Here is an 18,302-nt window from a genome sequence, read left to right on the forward strand (position 1 = left end):
TGGCTCTCAAGTCCAGCACTGACCTGTGGGAACGGGCTTGCCCCGCGAAGACGCCGTCATTGATTCACGCCAAGGCCCGGCTATGCGGAAACAGCAGGTCGATAAAGCGCTCGGCGGTTGGCTGCGGTTCATGGTTGGCCAACCCGGCACGTTCGTTGGCCTCGATGATCACGTATTCAGGCTGCCCGGCATCACGCACCATGAAGTCCAGCCCAACCACCGGAATCTCCAGCGCCCGTGCAGCGCGCACGGCAGCGTCGGCCAGCACCGGGTGCAGGCGTTCGGTCACATCTTCCAGGGTGCCGCCGGTGTGCAGGTTGGCGGTGCGCCGTACCGCCAGGCGCTGCCCGGCTGGCAATACATCGTCATAGGCAAAGCCCGCTGCACGCACTGTGCGCTCGGTTTCGCCGTCCAGCGGAATGCGGCTTTCGCCACCGGTGGCGGCCTGGCGGCGACGGCTCTGGGCTTCGATCAGCTGGCGGATGCTGTGCTTGCCGTCACCCAGCACCTGGGCAGGGTGGCGAACGGCCGCGGCCACCACCTCGTAGCCGATTACCACGATGCGCAGGTCGAACCCGGCATGGAAGCTCTCCAGCAGTACGCGGCTGTCGAACTGGCGGGCGTGCTCAACGGCGCGGGTGATCTCGTCAATGCAGGTCAGGTTCACCGCCACGCCTTGGCCTTGCTCGCCATCGACCGGTTTGACCACCACCGCGCCATGCTCGTCGAGAAACGCCAGGTTGTCGTCTGCATTGCCGGCCAGCTGCTGCGCTGGCACCTGTAGCCCGGCGTTGTGCAGGGCATGCTGGGTCAGGCGTTTGTCCTGGCACAGGGTCATGGTCACGGCACTGGTCAGGTCGCTGAGCGATTCACGGCAGCGAATGCGGCGCCCGCCAAGGCTCAGGGTGAACAGGCCGCCAGCGGCGTCATCCACCTGCACGTCGATGCCCCGGCGCAGGGCCTCATCGACGATGATGCGGGCGTAGGGGTTCAGCTCGGCCTCAGGGCCCGGGCCCAGGAACAGCTGCTGGTTGATGCCGTTCTTGCGTTTGACCGCAAAGGTGGGCAGGTTGCGAAAACCCAGCTTCTGGTACAGGCGCTTGGCGTGGCGGTTGTCGTGCAAGACCGACAGGTCGAGGTAGGCCAGGCCACGGCTCATGAAGTGCTCGATCAGGTGGCGCACCAGCACCTCGCCTACGCCGGGGCGGGTGCAGTGCGGGTCTACAGCCAGGCACCACAGGCTGCTGCCGTGTTCCGGGTCGTCGAACGCCTTGGCATGGTTCAGGCCCATGACGCTGCCAATCACTGCGCCACTGTCTTCGTCCTCGGCCAGCCAGTACACCGGGCCGCCCAGGTGCCTGGGGGTAAGCAGGTCTGGGTCTACCGGCAGCATGCTGCGTGCCTGATACAGGGTGTTGATGGCCTGCCAGTCGGCCGGGTTTTGCGCCCGGCGCACGCGAAAGCCGCGGAACACCCGCTGCGCCGGCCGGTAGTCGGTAAACCACAGGCGCAGGGTGTCGGACGGGTCAAGGAACAGCTGCTGAGGGGCCTGGGCCAGCAACTGCTGCGGCGCGGCCACGTACAGGGCGATGTCGCGCTCGCCAGGGCGTTCGTCCAGCAGCTCTTCGGCCAGGCTGACCGGGTCGGGGTAGGTATGGCCGATCAGCAATCGACCCCAGCCACAGTGCACCGCGCGAGGCTGGTCATGGGGCTGGCTGCCATCGCCGGCCAGGCGCGCCTGCAGGCGCTCGTAGGACGGCGCCTGGCCGCGCAACAGACGCTGGCCGTAAGCGATTTCATGGGCTTTCATGGGTTAGATTCCTTGTTCGCTCAACCACAGGTTCAGCGCTGCCAGCTGCCACAGCTTGGAGCCGCGCAGTGGGGTGAGCTGGCCGTGTGGGTTGCTCAGCAGGCGGTCGAGCATGGCCGGGTTGAACAGCCCACGGTCCTGGCTGGGGTCGGTCAGCAGCTCACGCACCCAGCCCAGGGTGGCGCCTTCCAGGTGCTTCAGGCCCGGTACCGGGAAGTAGCCCTTCTTGCGGTCAATCACCTCATGGGGAATTACCCGTCGTGCTGCCTGCTTGAGCACCTGCTTGCCGCCATCGGGCAGCTTGAAGCGCGCCGGGATACGTGCCGACAGTTCCACCAGGCGGTAGTCGAGGAACGGTGTGCGCGCCTCCAGGCCCCAGGCCATGGTCATGTTGTCCACACGCTTGACCGGGTCGTCCACCAGCATCACCGTGCTGTCCAGCCGCAGGGCCTTGTCCACTGCGTCGCGGGCACCGGGGCGGGCGAAGTGCTCGCGCACAAAGTCGCCGGCGGCGTCGGTGTCCAGCAGCCAGGGCGCCTGCACGGTGTCGCGGTACTCGGCATGGCTGCGGTCGAAGAACGCGTCGCGGTAAGCCGCAAAGGCGTCATCGGCGCCGTCCACCTGCGGGTACCAGTGATAACCGGCAAACAGCTCGTCGGCGCCCTGGCCGCTTTGCACGCCCTTGCAGTGCTTGGCCACTTCCCGCGACAGCAGGTAGAAGGCGATGCAGTCGTGGCTGACCATCGGCTCGCTCATGGCGCGGAATGCAGCCGGCAACTGGTCGATGATCTCGTGTTCGGCAATGCGCAACTGGTGGTGGCGGGTACCGTAGTGTTTGGCGATCAGGTCGGAATACTGGAACTCATCGCCACGTTCGCCACCGGCATCTTCGAACCCGATGGAGAATGTCGACAGGTCGTCCACGCCGACTTCGCGCAGCAGCCCGACCAGCAGGCTGGAGTCGACACCGCCGGACAGCAGCACGCCGACGTCCACTGCAGCACGTTGGCGAATGGCCACGGCGTCGCGGGTGGCGTCGAGCACGCGGGTGGTCCAGCCTTCCAGATCAAGCTCACGCTCATCCGGGTTGGCACCGTATTTCAGCTGCCACCAGGTCTGGCGTTCCACTTCGCCATGGCGGTCGACGCGCATCCAGGTGCCGGGTTCAAGCTTCTGCACGTTGGCCAGCAGCGTGCGCGGCGCGGGTACCACGGCGTGGAAGTTCAGGTAATGGTTGAGCGCCACCGGGTCGAGCATCGGGTCGATATCGCCACCCTTTAGCAGCGCTGGCAAGGTCGAGGCAAAACGCAGGCGCTCGCCGTTGCGCGACAGGTACAGGGGCTTGACGCCCAGGCGGTCGCGGGCCAGGAACAGGCGCTGGTTGTCGCGCTCCCAGATGGCCAGGGCGAACATGCCGTTGAGCTTGGGCAGCAAGGCTGCGCCCCAGGCGTGATAGCCCTTGAGCAGTACTTCGGTGTCGCCGTCGGACCAGAAGCTGTAGCCCAGGTCCTGCAGCTCCTGGCGCAGTTCGGGGAAGTTGTAGATGGCACCGTTGAAGGCCAGTGACAGGCCCAAGGTGTTGTCGACCATCGGTTGCGCCGAGCCGTCGGACAAGTCCATGATTTTCAGGCGTCGGTGGCCGAGGGCGATCGGGCCTTGGCTATGGAAGCCCCACGCATCCGGGCCGCGAGGCGCCAGGTGATGGGTGATGCGCTCTACCGCAGCCAGGTCGGCTGGGCGAGGGGCTTGGTCGAGGGGGGTGAAACGCAACTCTCCTGCTAATCCGCACATAAGTCCTTACCGGTTTTTCCGTTGGGGAGGGGGCGCCCAGGATTAGGGCACCTTAAGGAACTGACCGGCGTGCTTTTTGAGAGTTTTAGAACGATTTGTTATATGGGGCCGCTGTGCGGCCCAATCGCCGGCGGCCCCCGGCCGATTACTTCCCCCGAATCAGCTTACGCAAGGCAAACCGGTTCGGATGACACGCCTCTGCCACTGCCCGGGGCAACGGCAGCGGCTCCCCACATACCCAGGCCGCCACCAGCTCGCCACTCAGTGGCGCCGTGATCAACCCGCGCGACCCATGCCCGCTGTTCACATACAACCCATCCAGCCAAGGGCAGGCCACATCCGGCACCTGCCGCGCATCCCGGCTCAGCACCGCATAGGTTTCGGCAAATGCCTGTCCATCCGCTACCGGCCCCACGATCGGCAGGTAGTCCGGGCTGGTACAACGGAACGCCGCGCGCCCCTGCAACTGCTCAGGGGCCAACCCAACTGTGCCCAGGCGCTGCGCCAGGTCGAGGGAAATCTCGTTCAGCAACGCCAGGTTGCCCTGGTGCTCGGCCACCGTCGGCGCCAAGTCTTCGCTGTGGAAGTCAAAGCTCGCGCCCAGGGTATGTTCATCCTCGCGTGGCGGCGCCACGTAGCCCTCCGCGCACACCACGGTGCGCAGTGCCCGGCTGCTGGCGGTGGCCGGCAAGCGGGTGATCTGCCCCCGGATGCGCTTGAGCGGCAGCTGCGCGCAAGGCTCGAAGCGCTTTACCTCGGCGGCACTGGCCAGAATCACCACGGGCGCGCTGGCGATCAGACGGTCACCCGCCCAAGCCTGCCACTGCTGGTCGACCTTGCGCAGCTCGAGCACTTCCTGATGGGTGACCAGTCGAATCCCTGGGTGCTGCAGTTGCTCCTGGCACAACGCAGGTGGGTGCACCCAGCCGCCTTCGGGGTAGAACAACCCCCCGGCCGGTAACGCCACCCCGGCGACGGCTTCGGCCTCCGTGCGCGGGAGTGCGTGCAGCAGGTTGTGGTCGAAGGCGGCGGCCAGCTTGCCCTGGCGCTCAGCTTCCTTGCTGTCGAAGGCCAGTTGCAGCACCCCGCAAGCATCCCAGTCGCGGCCACGCTGCAGGCGTTCAAGCTGGCGCCGGGTGTAGCCGAAACCGGACAGGATCACCTGCGACAGCGCAGTGCCATGGGCAGACAGCTTGAGGTACAGCACCCCTTGCGGGTTGCCTGAAGCTTCCTGTGCCGGGGCACCGTGCCGCTCCACCACGGTCACCTGCCAGCCGCGTCGGGCCAGGCTGGCGGCCGTTGTGCTGCCGGCGAGCCCGGCACCGATCACCAGCGCCTCGCGCGGTCCCTGCGTAACGGCGGGACGCGCGTACCAAGGTGCCCCTGGGCTGGGCTGGGGGCCGACGTAGGCGCCGCTCATCACTTCCCACTTCTTGCCGATGCCCGGCACCTTCTTCATGGCGAAACCGGCGTCGACCAGGCTGCGGCGGACCCAGCCGGTGGTGGTGAAGGTGCCCAGCACAGTGCCCGGCTGCGACAACCGCGCCAGTTGCGCGAACAGTTCCGGGGTCCACATCTCGGGGTTTTTGGCAGGGGCGAAGCCATCGAGGAACCACACATCGACCTGCGCATCGAGTTGCGGCAGTTGCTCAAGTACGTCGCCGATCAGCAAGGTCAGGGTGACCCGGCCATCGGCGAAGGTGAACTGCTGAAAGCCCGGGTGCACTGCCACATATTGCGCCAGCAATGGCTCTGTGTAGGCGGCAAGCTCCGGCCAAAGGCGCACTGCCCGGGCCATGTCTTCGTGCCCGAGAGGGTATTTCTCGACACTGACGAAGTGCAGGCGGGCGTCGCGGTGCGCGTGCTGGTCAAACAGCTGCCAGGCGCAGAAAAAATTCATGCCGGTGCCAAAACCGGTTTCGCCGATCACCTTGCAGGCATGCGGCGCCAGGTTGGCAAAGCGCTCGGCCAGGCGGGTCTGGCCCAGGAACACATGCTTGGTTTCTTCGATGCCTTCGTTGACCGCGAAATAGACGTCGTCATATTGCCGCGAGTGGGGGCGGCCCTGGTCGTCCCAGTCGATTTGTGCGTGCTGGAGGAGGGTGGACATGGTTGGCTCGGTTGCAGCGGATGGCGGGATTTTATGCCATACCCGCTACCTGTGGGAGCGCGTTCACTCGCGAAGAGGTCAGTACAGGCAGAAATGAAATCCGCTAGTCTTGCTTATCCATTGAAGGAGCCAGTGCATGTTCGAATCCGCCGAAATCGGCCACAGCATCGACAAGGAGGCTTACGACGCCGAGGTACCCGCTTTGCGCGAGGCCCTGCTCGAAGCCCAGTACGAACTCAAGCAGCAGGCGCGCTTCCCGGTGATCGTGCTGATCAACGGCATCGAAGGCGCCGGCAAGGGTGAGACGGTAAAACTGCTCAACGAGTGGATGGACCCGCGCATGATCGACGTGCTCACCTTCGACCAGCAGACCGACGAAGAGCTGGCCCGCCCGCCCGCCTGGCGCTACTGGCGGGCTTTGCCACCCAAAGGGCGGATGGGCGTGTTCTTTGGCAACTGGTACAGCCAGATGCTGCAGGGGCGGGTGCACGGGGTGTTCAAGGATGCCGTGCTTGATCAGGCCATCATGGGCGCCGAGCGCCTGGAGCAGATGCTGTGCGATGAAGGTGCACTGATCATCAAGTTCTGGTTCCACCTGTCCAAGAAGCAGATGAAGGCCCGGTTGAAGTCGCTCAAGGACGACCCGCTGCACAGCTGGAAGATCAGCCCGCTGGACTGGCAGCAGTCGCAAACCTACGACCGCTTCGTGCGCTTTGGCGAGCGCGTACTGCGCCGCACCAGCCGCGATTATGCGCCGTGGCATATCGTTGAAGGCGTAGACCCGAACTACCGCAGCCTGGCGGTGGGGCGTATCTTGCTGGACAGCCTGCAAGCCGCGCTGGCCAACAACCCCAAGGGCAAGCACCAGGGCAACGTGGCACCGCTGGGCCGCAGTATCGACCAGCGCAGCCTGCTCGGCGCCCTGGACATGACGTTGCGCCTGGACAAGGCTGACTATCAGGAGCAGTTGGTCACCGAACAGGCCCGCCTGGCCGGCCTGCTGCGCGACAAGCGCATGCGCCGGCACGCCCTGGTGGCGGTGTTCGAAGGCAACGATGCTGCCGGCAAGGGCAGTGCCATCCGCCGCGTGGCGGCGGCGCTGGACCCGCGCCAGTACCGCATCGTGCCGATTGCCGCGCCCACCGAGGAAGAGCGCGCGCAGCCCTACCTGTGGCGGTTCTGGCGGCATATTCCGGCACGCGGCAAGTTCACCATCTTCGATCGCTCCTGGTATGGCCGGGTGCTGGTGGAACGGGTCGAAGGCTTTTGCAGCCCGGCGGACTGGATGCGCGCTTACAGTGAGATCAACGACTTTGAAGAACAGTTGGTGAATGCCGGCGTGGTGGTGGTGAAGTTCTGGCTGGCGATCGACCAGCAGACCCAGCTGGAGCGCTTTCAGGAGCGTGAGCAAATCCCGTTCAAGCGCTACAAGATCACCGAGGACGATTGGCGCAACCGCGACAAGTGGGACGACTACACCCAGGCGGTGGGCGATATGGTCGACCGGACCAGCAGCGAAATTGCGCCCTGGACGCTGGTGGAGGCCAACGACAAGCGCTGGGCGCGAGTGAAGGTGCTGCGCACTATCAATGAGGCGCTGGAGGCGGCGTTTGCCAAGCACAAGAAATAGACCGGGTGCTGATCTTGGGATTTTTTGCGCCCGTGACATCGAGCGCCGCGCGGGCGGCGCTTGATGTCACGGGCGCAAAAGCTCGCAAGCCCCAGCCATGCCCCAAAAGAATGACCTGATGAATTCTTTTCTCGGCACACTTCCCCGTCACTGCCCTCCAAGCCCGTAGAATTCAACCACCCCCACCACGGGCTTGACCGAGGACACTATGCACACCACTTCCGGCCGCTGGAGCTATGGCCTGTTCCTGGCACTTCTGACCGCGCTGCTCTGGGGCATCTTGCCGATCAAGCTCAAGCAGGTACTGCAGGTGGTCGACCCGATCACCGTCACCTGGTACCGCCTGCTGGTTTCAGGTGGCCTGCTGTTTGCCTGGCTGGCAGCCCAACAGCGCTTGCCCTCGTTCACGCGCCTGGCCCCCAGGGGCAAAGGCCTGGTAGTGGTGGCTGTGCTTGGCCTGATGGGCAACTACGTGCTGTACCTGATCGGCCTCAACCTGCTCAGCCCCGGTACCGCGCAACTGGTGGTGCAGGTCGGCCCGGTGCTGTTGCTGGTGGCCAGCGTGTTTGTGTTCCGTGAGCGCTTCAGCCTGGGGCAGGGGGTGGGCCTGCTGATTCTGCTGGCGGGTTTTGGGCTGTTCTTCAACCAGCGCCTCGAAGAGCTGCTGACCTCACTGGGTACCTACACCACCGGCGTGCTGACCATTCTGCTGGCCACCAGCATCTGGGTGTTCTATGCCCTCAGCCAGAAGCAACTGTTGACCGTGTGGCATTCACAGCAGGTGATGATGGTGATTTACCTCAGTTGCGCTGCGCTGCTCACGCCTTGGGTACACCCACTGGAGGCGTTGCAGCTGACCCCGGTGCAGGGCTGGCTGTTGCTGGCCTGTTGCCTGAATACGCTGGTGGCCTACGGCGCGTTCGCCGAGGCGCTGGCGCACTGGGAGGCGTCGCGGGTCAGTGCCACCCTGGCGCTGACCCCGCTGGTGACGTTCGTTGCGGTGGCGGTGGCGGCACGGGTGTGGCCGGAGTACGTGCAGGCCGAAGACATCAATGCCCTGGGCTATGTAGGGGCGGTGACCGTGGTGTGCGGCTCGGCGCTGGTGGCGCTGGGGCCATCGCTGGTGGCCAGTTGGCGTGCCCGCAAGGCGCGATTGGCCCAGTTTCACTGAGCGTTTTGTGGGAGCGGGCTTGCCCCGCGAACACCGGCGAAGCCGGTGCCTTGCACCGCGCGGTCCCTTTCGCGGGGCAAGCCCGCTCCCACAGGTTCACCACGGGGCTGAATGTTGTGCTACCCCTGTGGGAGCGGGTTTACCCGCGAAGGGGCCAGCACAGGCTATAGATGACTCAGCCCTTGCCACCCGGTGCCAGCATGTTCTCCGGCCGTACCCATTGGTCGAACTGCTCATTGGTCAGGTACTTCAGCTCCAGTGCAGCCTCGCGCAGGGTCTTGCCCTCGCTATAAGCCTTCTTGGCAATTTCCGCCGCCTTGTCGTAGCCAATATGCGGGTTCAATGCCGTTACCAGCATCAAGCCACGCTCCAGGTGCGCGGCCATCTGCTCGGCATCGGGCTCGATGCCCGCCACGCAGTGCAGCTGGAAGTTGCGGCAGCCATCGGCCAGCAGTTCGATCGACTGCAACAGGTTGTGGATGATCACCGGTTTGAACACGTTCAGCTGCAAATGCCCCTGACTGGCGGCAAAACCGATGGCCGCGTCGTTGCCCAACACCTGGCAGGCCAGCATCGACAGCGCCTCGCACTGCGTCGGGTTGACCTTGCCTGGCATGATCGAGCTGCCCGGTTCGTTGGCTGGCAGGCGCACTTCGGCCAAACCGGCGCGCGGGCCGGAGCCCAGCAAACGCAGGTCGTTGGCGATTTTCATCAGCGCCACGGCCAGGGTTTTCAGGGCGCCCGCCAGGCTGGTGAGTGGTTCGTGGCCGGCGAGGGCGGCGAACTTGTTCGGCGCCGTGACAAAGGGTAGCCCGGACAGCGCCGCCAGCTCGGCGGCGATGGCTTCGGCAAAACCGTGCGGGGCATTCAGCCCGGTACCTACGGCGGTGCCGCCCTGGGCCAGTTCGCACACTGCCGGCAGGGTGGCGCGGATGGCGCGCTGGGCATAGTCGAGCTGGGCGACGAAGGCAGACACCTCCTGGCCGAAGGTAATCGGTGTGGCGTCCATCATGTGGGTGCGGCCAGTCTTTACCAGCTTTTGGTGGCGCCCCGACAGCTCGGCCAGCCCCGACGACAGTTCGGCGATGGCGGGCAACAGGTGCGCGTGCACCGCCTGCGCAGCAGCAATGTGCATGGCAGTCGGGAAGCAATCGTTGGAACTTTGCGAGCGATTGACATGATCGTTGGGGTGTACTGGCGCTTTGCCGCCGCGGCCTTTGCCGGCCAGTTCGTTGGCGCGCCCGGCGATCACTTCGTTGACGTTCATGTTGCTTTGCGTGCCGCTGCCGGTCTGCCAGACGACCAACGGGAACTGGTCGTCGTGCTGGCCACCCAGCACTTCGTCGGCGGCTTGTTCGATCAGCCGCGCGATGTCGGCCGGCAGGTCGCCGTTGCGGTCGTTGACGCGTGCCGCGGCCTTCTTGATCAGCGCCAGGGCGTGCAGCACCGCGATGGGCATGCGCTCCTTGCCAATGGCGAAGTTGATCAGCGAGCGCTGGGTTTGCGCACCCCAGTAGGCGCCTTCAGGAACTTCGACCGGGCCCAGGCTGTCTGTCTCGATACGGCTCATTCTGTACTCACTCCTGTGTAGTTCGAAATCGCAGTTTAGGCCTTGATTCGACCGAGCGGTTCCGTCGCTCGTCGTGCCACTTGAGCACATCGCCACCACGGCGCAGAATGCTCTACTCTGAGGTACCCGCCTCCCTCTCCTTGAAGGAAATGCAATGACCCGTCTCCGTGTCCTTTGTGCCGCCGTTGCCCTGGCTTGCGCCAGCGGCCAGGTGCTCGCTGCCACCGCCAGCCATAACGCTGCTGCCGAGAAATTCCTGACCCTGGCCAACGCCGACAAGCTGGGCACCCCGGTGTACATGCAGGTCCAGCAGATGTTCGCCCAGCGCTTTGCCCAGACCAAGGCCCCGGCCGCCAAGCAGCCGGTGCTGGAAAGCTACCAGGCCAAGGCCAACGCCGCGCTGGACAACGCCATCGGCTGGAACAAGCTGAAGCCGAAGATGGTCGACCTGTACACCCAGACCTTCACCGAACAAGAGCTGAAAGACCTGGTCAAGTTCTACGAATCGCCGCTGGGCAAGAAAGTACTGCGTGAAATGCCCAAGGTTACCCAGCAGTCGGCCCAGTTGACCCAGCAGAGCCTGGAGCCAGCAGTGCCGGTGGTGAACAAGCTGCTGGAAGACATGACCAAGGAACTGGACCCTAACGCAGGCAAGGCCGCCGTTCCTGCCAAGAAGTGAGCACGCCGCGATGACCATGCAACAGCGCATTGAACAACAGCTGGGTGCCTTGGCGCCGCAGCACCTGCAAGTGCTCGACGAAAGCCACATGCACAGTCGTGGTCAGGAGACCCACTACAAGGCAGTGATCGTCAGCGAGCAGTTTGCCGGGTTGAACAGCGTCAAGCGCCACCAGAAGGTGTACGCCACCCTGGGTGAGCTGATGCAGCAGATCCATGCCCTGGCCATCCATACCTACACCGCAGAAGAGTGGGCCAAGGTCGGCGCAGCGCCGGCCTCGCCGGTGTGTGCCGGCGGCGGGCACTGAAACCTTTCTGTTGTTCTGGTAGAATCCTGCAAAATCCGGGGGCCGCTTTGCGGCCCTTTCGCGGCACAAGGCCGCTCCCACAGGAACCGCACTCGCCATCGGGTTACGCGGTCCCTGTGGGAGCGGCCTTGTGCCGCGAAAGGGGCGCAAAGCGCCCCCATGCTTTTTTCAATACCTGTCAAACCCGGTCCGCCCCTTACGAGGGCAACCACCTGGAGAACCTGTTTCATGTCACAACCCATCGTCGTCGCGGCGCTGTACAAGTTCGTCACCCTGCAAGACTACGTAGAGCTGCGCGAACCGCTGCTCAAGGCCATGCTCGACAACGACGTCAAAGGCACCCTGCTGCTGGCCCACGAAGGCATCAACGGCACTGTGTCGGCCACCCGCGAAGGCATCGACGGGCTGCTGGCCTGGTTGCGCAACGACCCGCGCCTGGCCGATGTCGACCATAAAGAATCGTACTGCGACGAGCAGCCGTTCTACCGCACCAAGGTCAAGCTCAAGAAAGAAATCGTCACCCTCGGCGTACCAGGCGTGGACCCGAACCAGGCGGTCGGCACCTATGTCGAACCCAAGGACTGGAACGCGCTGATCAGCGACCCGGAAGTGCTGCTGATCGACACCCGCAATGACTACGAAGTGGCCATTGGCACCTTCAAGGGCGCGGTGGACCCCAAGACCGAAACCTTCCGCGAGTTCCCGGAGTACATCAAGGCCAACTTCGACCCCAGCAAGCACAAGAAAGTGGCCATGTTCTGCACCGGCGGCATTCGTTGCGAAAAAGCCTCCAGCTACATGCTCGGTGAAGGCTTCGAGGCGGTCTATCATCTTAAGGGCGGCATCCTGAAATACTTCGAAGAAGTGCCTCAGGAAGAAAGCCTGTGGGACGGCGACTGCTTCGTCTTCGACAACCGCGTCACGGTGCGCCATGACCTGACCGAAGGCGAGTACGACCAGTGCCACGCCTGCCGCCACCCGATCAATGCACAAGAGCGCGCGTCCGAGCACTATTCGCCAGGTGTCAGCTGCCCGCATTGCTGGGACACCCTGAGCGAGAAGACCCGGCGCAGCGCCATCGACCGGCAGAAGCAGATCGAGCTGGCCAAGGCCCGCAACCTGCCGCACCCGATCGGTTACAACTACAAAGCCGAGGCTTGATGCATGTCTGCCCGCCTGATCTATGTGATGGACCCGATGTGCTCCTGGTGCTGGGGGTTCGCGCCGGTAGCCGCCGCCCTGATCGCCCAGGCGCGTGAGGCGGGCGTTGCCACCCGCGTGGTGCCGGGCGGGTTGCGCACCGGCGGCAGCGCGCTGGACGGCTCCACCCGCAAGTACATCCTCGAACACTGGCAGGCGGTGGCTGACGCCACCGGCCAGCCTTTTCGTTTCGAGGGGGCCATGCCTGACGGCTTCGTCTATGACACCGAGCCGGCCTGTCGCGCCCTGGTCACCGCCCGCGAGCTTGACGCCGAGCGCGTCTGGCCGCTGCTGGCGCTGATCCAGCGTTCGTTCTACGAGCAGGGCGTGGACGTGACCACTGCGCCACAGCTGGTCGAGCTGGCCTCGCAGTGCGGCTTCGACCGCGCCGTGTTTGCCGACACCTTCGCCCGCGCCGATACCCGAGCCGCCACCGCAGCCGATTTCAGCTGGGCCCAGGACCTGGGTATCGCCGGCTTCCCGACCCTGTTAGCCGAACGCAATGGCCAGCTGGCGCTGCTGACCAACGGCTACCAGCCGCTGGAGCGACTGCAACCCTTGCTCGGCCGCTGGCTGCAGCAGGCCGCCTGTGCTTGATGTGCCGGGGTCACCCGACCCGGTGCCGGGCAAGCCTCATGCTGCGGGCGATCGACTGAGCTGGGCGGAAATCCGCCGCCTGGCCCTGCATCACAAGAAAAACCTCTGGTCTGCCAACCTCATCGCCGTGCTGGCGGCTTGCTGCAGTGTGCCCATCCCGTTGCTGTTGCCCCTGCTGGTGGACGAAGTGCTGCTGGGCCATGGTGATGCCGCCCTGAAGTGGATGAACCACCTGCTGCCATCCAGCTGGCAGGTGGCAGCCGGTTATATCGGGCTGATGCTGGCGCTCACCTTGTGCCTGCGCCTGGCTGCCCTGGCATTCAACGTGCTCCAGGCCAAGTTGTTTACCGGTTTGGCCAAGGATATCGTCTACCGCCTGCGCATCCGCCTGATCGAGCGCCTCAAGCGCATTTCGCTGAAGGAATACGAAAGCCTGGGCAGTGGCACGGTCACTACCCATCTGGTCACCGACCTGGACACCCTCGACAAGTTCGTTGGCGAAACACTCAGCCGTTTCCTGGTGGCCATGCTGACCTTGACCGGCACAGCGGCGATCCTGATCTGGATGCACTGGCAGCTGGCCTTGCTGATCTTGCTGTTCAACCCGCTGGTGATCTACTTCACCGTGCAGTTGGGCAAGCGCGTCAAACACCTTAAAAAGCTTGAGAACGACAGCACCGCGCGTTTTACCCAGGCGCTGACGGAAACCCTTGATGCTATCCAGGAAATCCGTGCAAGCAACCGCCAGGGCTACTTCCTTGGTCGCTTGGGCCTGCGCGCCCGCGAGGTGCGTGATTACGCCGTAGATTCCCAGTGGAAGAGCGATGCCAGTGGCCGAGCCAGTGGCTTGTTGTTCCAGTTCGGCATCGACATCTTCCGCGCCGCGGCCATGCTGACCGTACTGTTCTCCGACCTTTCCATCGGCCAGATGCTGGCGGTGTTCAGCTACCTGTGGTTCATGATCGGGCCGGTGGAGCAATTGCTCAACCTGCAATATGCCTACTACGCCGCGGGAGGTGCGCTGAGCCGCCTCAACGAGCTGCTGGCACGCGATGACGAGCCGCAGTACCCGGCCGCCAGCGACCCGTTCGCCGGCCGCGAGACGGTGGGCATCGAAGTGCGCGACTTGCGCTTTGCCTATGCTGACGAGCCGGTGCTGGAAAACCTCGACCTGTCCATCGCCCCGGGGGAAAAGGTGGCGATTGTCGGCGCCAGTGGTGGCGGCAAGAGCACCCTGGTGCAACTGCTGCTTGGCCTTTACAGCGCCCAGGCCGGGACCATCCGCTTTGGCGGTGCCAGCCTGCAGGAAATCGGCCTGGAAACCCTGCGCGAAAACGTCGCGGTGGTGTTGCAGCACCCGTCGCTGTTCAACGACACCGTACGCGCCAACCTGGCCATGGGCCGCGACTGCAGCGACGAGGCGTGCTGGCAGGCGCTGCGCATCGCCCAGCTGGATGCCACCATCGCCGCCTTGCCACAGGGCCTGGACAGTGTGGTGGGGCGTTCCGGCGTGCGCTTGTCTGGCGGGCAGCGCCAGCGCCTGGCCATTGCCCGCATGGTGCTGGCCGAGCCCAAGGTGGTCATTCTCGACGAAGCCACCTCGGCCCTGGACGCCGCCACCGAGTACAACCTGCACCAGGCCCTGGCGCGCTTCCTCAGCGGCCGCACCACGCTGATCATCGCCCACCGGCTGTCGGCGGTGAAGCAGGCCGACCGGGTGCTGGTGTTCGATGGCGGGCATGTGGCCGAAGATGGCGACCACCAGCAGCTGATTGCCGAGGGTGGGTTGTACGCCAAGCTTTATGGGCACTTGCAGCAAAGCTGAATTTCAGGTGCCTTGTGCCGTCGCTGTGGGAGCGGCCTTGTGTCGCGAAAGGGCTGCAAAGCAGCCCCGGCAATTTCAGCATCAACCTTGAAATCCGGGGGCCGCGTCGCGGCCCTTTCGCGACGCAAGGCCGCTCCCACAGCGTGCGTGCAAATCCTGCGATTCCCTGTCATAAAAAACCCCGTCACGTTGATGGCAGATGGCCTACGCTGTGCTTGTCTGGGTCGATTTGCGCCTTATCTGCTCTGTGACAGGGACTCCATGAAGGGACATCGCACACTCGAAGCGCCAAAGTTGCTCGGCATCACTTGGCCCTTCATCGCCGTTGTGGTCTTCCAGGTGGCACTCGGTAGCCTCAGCCTTTATACGCTGTCGGCCGTGCGTGCCTATGTCGCGGGCGAAAGCCTGTGGTCCAAGGCGCAGAAAGACGCCATCTATTACCTGAACCTGTACGCCGACACCCGCGACGAAAGCACCTACCAGCGTTATCGCCAGGCCATTACCGTGCCCCAGGGTGACCACCAGCTACGCGAGGTGCTCGACCACCCCAGCCCCGACCTGGCTGCCGCGCGCCAAGCTGTGCTGCAAGGCGGCAACCACTCTAACGATGTCGAACGGATCATCTGGTTCTACCGTAACTTTCGCAACATCAGCTACATGCAGACAGCCATCGACTACTGGGACATCGGCGACGACTACCTGGCCAAGCTCGATGTACTGGCCGGCGAGATGCGCCAAAGTTTTGCCAATGGCCCGGTCGACGCCCAGGCAGTCAACGCCTGGAAGGCCCGCATCGTCACCATCAACGAAGGGGTCACGCCGGCGGCCAAGGCGTTCAGCGATGCCTTGGGCGAAGGCTCGCGCATGTTGCTGCGGGTGCTGCTGATTACCAACCTGCTGACAGCGATGTTCCTCATTACCATTGCCTGGCGCCGCTCCAGCAAGCTGCTGGCCCAGCGGCAGGCATTTGCCAGCGCCCTGCAGGAAGAAAAAGAGCGGGCCCAGACCACCTTGCAGGCCATTGGCGATGCGGTCATTACCACCGACGTGGATGGCTGCATCGGCTACATGAACCCAGCCGCCGAGCAATTGACGCACTGGCAGTCTGGCCAGGCCCAGGGCTTGCCGTTATCGGCGCTGTTCAGCCTGGTGGACGAGCAGGCCGAGGAAGATGGCCGCAGCCTGGTCGAGCAGGTACTGAGTGGCAGCCTCAAGGGCGGCGCCGAGCATGCCCGGCTGATCCAGCGCCTGGATGGCAGCACCGTGTCGATCAACCTGGTGGGCTCGCCGATCGTCAGTAACGGCCAGCTCAGTGGCATCGTCCTGGTGCTGCATGACATGACCCAGGAGCGGCAGTACATCGCCAACCTGTCCTGGCAGGCTACCCATGACGCCCTGACCGGGCTGGCCAACCGCCGTGAGTTCGAATACCGCCTGGAGCAGGCGCTGAACGGCCTGGCGCGCCAGGCCGGGCGGCATTCGCTGATGTTCCTTGACCTTGACCAGTTCAAGCTGGTGAACGACACCTGCGGGCATGCCGCTGGCGACGAATTGTTGCGGCACATCTGCGCTGTGCTGCAATCGGGCCTGCGCGAAGGCGATACCCTGGCGCGGCTGGGTGGCGATGAGTTTGGCGTGCTGCTGGAAAACTGCCCGCCCGAGCAGGCCGAGCGCATTGCCGAGCAGTTGCGCCAGATGGTGCAGAGCTTGCACTTTGTGTGGAAGGGGCGGCCGTTCGTCACTACGGTCAGCGTCGGCCTGGTGCACATGGCCCAGGCACCTGGCACCCTGGAGGCCTCGCTGCGGGCCGCCGACATGGCTTGCTACATGGCCAAGGAGAAGGGCCGCAACCGCGTACAGGTGTACCACACCGACGACAGCGAGCTGTCCATGCGTTTTGGCGAAATGGCCTGGATCCAGCGCTTGCACGTGGCTCTGGAAGAAAACCGCTTCTGCCTCTACGCACAGGAAATAGCGCCGCTGAAAGCCTTTGAAGGCCCAGGCCATATCGAAATCCTGCTGCGCCTGCACGACGAAAGTGGCCGCACCATCCTGCCCAGCAGCTTCATTCCTGCGGCCGAGCGCTACGGCCTGATGAGTGCGCTGGACCGTTGGGTGGTGCGCAATGTGTTCCAGGTTGTGCGCCAATGCCTGGACGAAGGCCGCGAAGGGCCGCTGTCGACCTGCGCGATCAACCTGTCAGGGTCGAGCATTGGCGATGACAAGTTCCTTGAATACCTGCAGCGGTTGTTTGTCGAGTATGCCATTCCGCCGCGGATGATCTGTTTCGAAATCACCGAAACCAGCGCAATTGCCAACCTGGGCAGTGCCATTCGCTTCATCAACGAGTTGAAGGGGCTGGGCTGCCGCTTTTCGCTCGATGACTTCTGCGCCGGCATGTCGTCGTTCGCCTACCTCAAGCATTTGCCGGTGGATTACTTGAAGATCGACGGCAGTTTCGTCAAGGACATGCTCGACGACCCGATCAACCGGGCCATGGTCGAGGTCATCAACCACATCGGCCATGTCATGGGTAAACGCACTATCGCCGAGTTCGTCGAAACACCCTTGATCGAGCAGGCCCTGCAGGAAATAGGCGTGGATTACGCCCAGGGTTACCTGATCGAGCGCCCCCAGGTGTTCACCTGTGACAGTCTGCAGCGCCAACGGATTGCCGCCCGGCCTCTGTTGCAGCGGGCACCTGGCACATTTCGCTAGCGAGAAATCACAAGGATCAAGGAGCTGAAAGTGATTGATGCATTCGTTCGTATCGGGCCTCTGATGGACCCCGCCAGCTACCCCCAATGGGCCCAGCAACTGATTGAAGACTGCCGGGAGAGCAAGCGCCGGGTGGTGGAGCATGAGTTCTACGCGCGCCTGCGCGACGGCCAGCTCAAGCAGTCGACCATTCGTCAGTACCTGATCGGTGGCTGGCCGGTGGTGGAGCAGTTCTCTCTGTACATGGCCCATAACCTGACCAAGACCCGCTATGGCCGCCATCAGGGCGAAGACATGGCGCGGCGCTGGCTGATGCGCAACATCCGCGTCGAGCTCAACCATGCCGACTACTGGGTGAACTGGTGCCAGGCCCATGGTGTGCACCTGCATGATTTGCAGGCCCAGGAAGTGCCACCCGAGCTGAACGGCCTGAACGACTGGTGCTGGCGCGTGTGCGCCACCGAGAACCTGGCCATTTCCATGGCAGCGACCAACTACGCCATCGAGGGTGCGACCGGGGAATGGTCGGCGGTGGTGTGCTCGACCGATACCTACGCCCAAGGCTTCCCGGAAGACCAGCGCAAGCGGGCGATGAAGTGGTTGAAAATGCATGCCCAGTACGATGATGCGCACCCTTGGGAGGCGCTGGAAATCATCTGTACCCTGGCCGGCGAGAACCCGAGCCTTGGGCTGCGTACCGAGTTGCGCAGGGCGATTTGCAAGAGTTACGACTGCATGTACCTGTTCCTGGAGCGGTGCATGCAGCTGGAGAGCCGCCAGCAAGGCCGTTTGCGCCCGGCGTTGGCGGCCGGCTGATCTTTCGCCTGTACTGGCCCTATCGCCGGCAAGCCAGCTCCCACAGGGATTCCACATTGCCCTGGCCTGTGGTGATCC

General features: G+C 64.1%; 13 protein-coding genes. 9 read left to right on the forward strand and 4 right to left on the reverse strand.

Going from position 1 to position 18,302, the window contains the following annotated elements; genetic code table 11:
• Positions 1 to 64: 64 nt before the first annotated feature.
• From ngg to mnmC, 3 genes are all read right to left on the reverse strand, one after another.
• A complete protein-coding gene (gene ngg / locus CKW35_RS24760) occupies positions 65 to 1,810 on the reverse strand; it encodes an N-acetylglutaminylglutamine synthetase (protein WP_016485338.1) in 1,746 nt (581 codons plus the stop codon).
• A 3-nt stretch (positions 1,811 to 1,813) separates the two neighbouring features.
• Positions 1,814 to 3,601: an N-acetylglutaminylglutamine amidotransferase gene (locus tag CKW35_RS24765; RefSeq protein ID WP_016485339.1), complete on the reverse strand. Its 1,788-nt coding sequence runs from the start codon at positions 3,599 to 3,601 to the stop codon at positions 1,814 to 1,816.
• A gap of 145 nt (positions 3,602 to 3,746) precedes the next feature.
• Positions 3,747 to 5,711: a bifunctional tRNA (5-methylaminomethyl-2-thiouridine)(34)-methyltransferase MnmD/FAD-dependent 5-carboxymethylaminomethyl-2-thiouridine(34) oxidoreductase MnmC gene (mnmC, locus tag CKW35_RS24770; RefSeq protein WP_095117067.1), complete on the reverse strand. Its 1,965-nt coding sequence runs from the start codon at positions 5,709 to 5,711 to the stop codon at positions 3,747 to 3,749.
• 136 nt (positions 5,712 to 5,847) lie between these two features.
• Between mnmC and pap the strand changes: the two genes are divergently transcribed.
• Positions 5,848 to 7,341 (forward strand): polyphosphate:AMP phosphotransferase, encoded by a 1,494-nt coding sequence (gene pap, locus CKW35_RS24775; RefSeq protein ID WP_016485341.1) that lies wholly within the window; start codon positions 5,848 to 5,850, stop codon positions 7,339 to 7,341.
• Positions 7,342 to 7,549: 208 nt separating this feature from the next.
• Positions 7,550 to 8,512: a DMT family transporter gene (locus tag CKW35_RS24780; RefSeq protein WP_095117069.1), complete on the forward strand. Its 963-nt coding sequence runs from the start codon at positions 7,550 to 7,552 to the stop codon at positions 8,510 to 8,512.
• 175 nt (positions 8,513 to 8,687) lie between these two features.
• On the opposite strand, the gene CKW35_RS24785 is transcribed toward CKW35_RS24780, so the two are convergent.
• The gene (locus CKW35_RS24785; RefSeq protein WP_016485343.1) at positions 8,688 to 10,082 is read right to left on the reverse strand and encodes a class II fumarate hydratase; all 1,395 of its coding nucleotides are present in this window, start codon (positions 10,080 to 10,082) and stop codon (positions 8,688 to 8,690) included.
• 154 nt (positions 10,083 to 10,236) lie between these two features.
• On the opposite strand from CKW35_RS24785, the gene CKW35_RS24790 reads away from it, so the two are divergent.
• The 7 genes from CKW35_RS24790 to CKW35_RS24820 all read left to right on the forward strand — a co-directional run bounded on the left by CKW35_RS24790 (position 10,237) and on the right by CKW35_RS24820 (position 18,224).
• Positions 10,237 to 10,761, forward strand: coding sequence for a DUF2059 domain-containing protein (locus CKW35_RS24790; RefSeq protein ID WP_016485344.1), 525 nt, complete (start codon positions 10,237 to 10,239; stop codon positions 10,759 to 10,761).
• Between the two features lie 10 nt (positions 10,762 to 10,771).
• A complete protein-coding gene (locus tag CKW35_RS24795) occupies positions 10,772 to 11,068 on the forward strand; it encodes a BolA family transcriptional regulator (RefSeq protein ID WP_016485345.1) in 297 nt (98 codons plus the stop codon).
• Between the two features lie 228 nt (positions 11,069 to 11,296).
• On the forward strand, positions 11,297 to 12,229 hold the full coding sequence (locus CKW35_RS24800; RefSeq protein WP_016485346.1) for a rhodanese-related sulfurtransferase: 933 nt from the start codon (positions 11,297 to 11,299) through the stop codon (positions 12,227 to 12,229).
• A 3-nt stretch (positions 12,230 to 12,232) separates the two neighbouring features.
• Positions 12,233 to 12,865, forward strand: coding sequence for a DsbA family protein (locus tag CKW35_RS24805; RefSeq protein ID WP_016485347.1), 633 nt, complete (start codon positions 12,233 to 12,235; stop codon positions 12,863 to 12,865).
• Positions 12,858 to 14,690 carry an ABC transporter ATP-binding protein gene (locus CKW35_RS24810; protein WP_095117071.1) on the forward strand — a complete coding sequence of 611 codons (1,833 nt, stop codon included), beginning with the start codon at positions 12,858 to 12,860 and terminating at the stop codon, positions 14,688 to 14,690. Before CKW35_RS24805 ends, CKW35_RS24810 begins: the two co-directional genes overlap by 8 nt.
• Before the next feature lie 261 nt (positions 14,691 to 14,951).
• Entirely contained in the window at positions 14,952 to 17,408 is a 2,457-nt protein-coding gene (locus CKW35_RS24815) for an EAL domain-containing protein (protein ID WP_023047426.1), read from the forward strand.
• A 30-nt stretch (positions 17,409 to 17,438) separates the two neighbouring features.
• The gene (locus CKW35_RS24820; RefSeq protein WP_023047425.1) at positions 17,439 to 18,224 is read left to right on the forward strand and encodes a TenA family transcriptional regulator; all 786 of its coding nucleotides are present in this window, start codon (positions 17,439 to 17,441) and stop codon (positions 18,222 to 18,224) included.
• The last annotated feature ends 78 nt before the right edge of the window (positions 18,225 to 18,302 follow it).

The organism is Pseudomonas sp. Irchel 3F3 (assembly GCF_900187545.1).
Classification (GTDB): Bacteria; Pseudomonadota; Gammaproteobacteria; order Pseudomonadales; family Pseudomonadaceae; genus Aquipseudomonas; species Aquipseudomonas fortuita.

What these genes read in the sequence shown, in the direction of transcription:
- CKW35_RS24815 (WP_023047426.1), top strand. Translation starts at nt 14,952, where the DNA reads ATGAAGGGACATCGCACACTCGAAGCGCCAAAGTTGCTCGGCATCACT.
- CKW35_RS24795 (WP_016485345.1), top strand. Translation starts at nt 10,772, where the DNA reads ATGACCATGCAACAGCGCATTGAACAACAGCTGGGTGCCTTGGCGCCG.
- mnmC (WP_095117067.1), bottom strand. Translation starts at nt 5,711, where the DNA reads ATGTCCACCCTCCTCCAGCACGCACAAATCGACTGGGACGACCAGGGC.
- ngg (WP_016485338.1), bottom strand. Translation starts at nt 1,810, where the DNA reads ATGAAAGCCCATGAAATCGCTTACGGCCAGCGTCTGTTGCGCGGCCAG.
- CKW35_RS24780 (WP_095117069.1), top strand. Translation starts at nt 7,550, where the DNA reads ATGCACACCACTTCCGGCCGCTGGAGCTATGGCCTGTTCCTGGCACTT.
- CKW35_RS24805 (WP_016485347.1), top strand. Translation starts at nt 12,233, where the DNA reads ATGTCTGCCCGCCTGATCTATGTGATGGACCCGATGTGCTCCTGGTGC.
- CKW35_RS24765 (WP_016485339.1), bottom strand. Translation starts at nt 3,601, where the DNA reads ATGTGCGGATTAGCAGGAGAGTTGCGTTTCACCCCCCTCGACCAAGCC.
- CKW35_RS24785 (WP_016485343.1), bottom strand. Translation starts at nt 10,082, where the DNA reads ATGAGCCGTATCGAGACAGACAGCCTGGGCCCGGTCGAAGTTCCTGAA.
- CKW35_RS24790 (WP_016485344.1), top strand. Translation starts at nt 10,237, where the DNA reads ATGACCCGTCTCCGTGTCCTTTGTGCCGCCGTTGCCCTGGCTTGCGCC.
- pap (WP_016485341.1), top strand. Translation starts at nt 5,848, where the DNA reads ATGTTCGAATCCGCCGAAATCGGCCACAGCATCGACAAGGAGGCTTAC.
- CKW35_RS24800 (WP_016485346.1), top strand. Translation starts at nt 11,297, where the DNA reads ATGTCACAACCCATCGTCGTCGCGGCGCTGTACAAGTTCGTCACCCTG.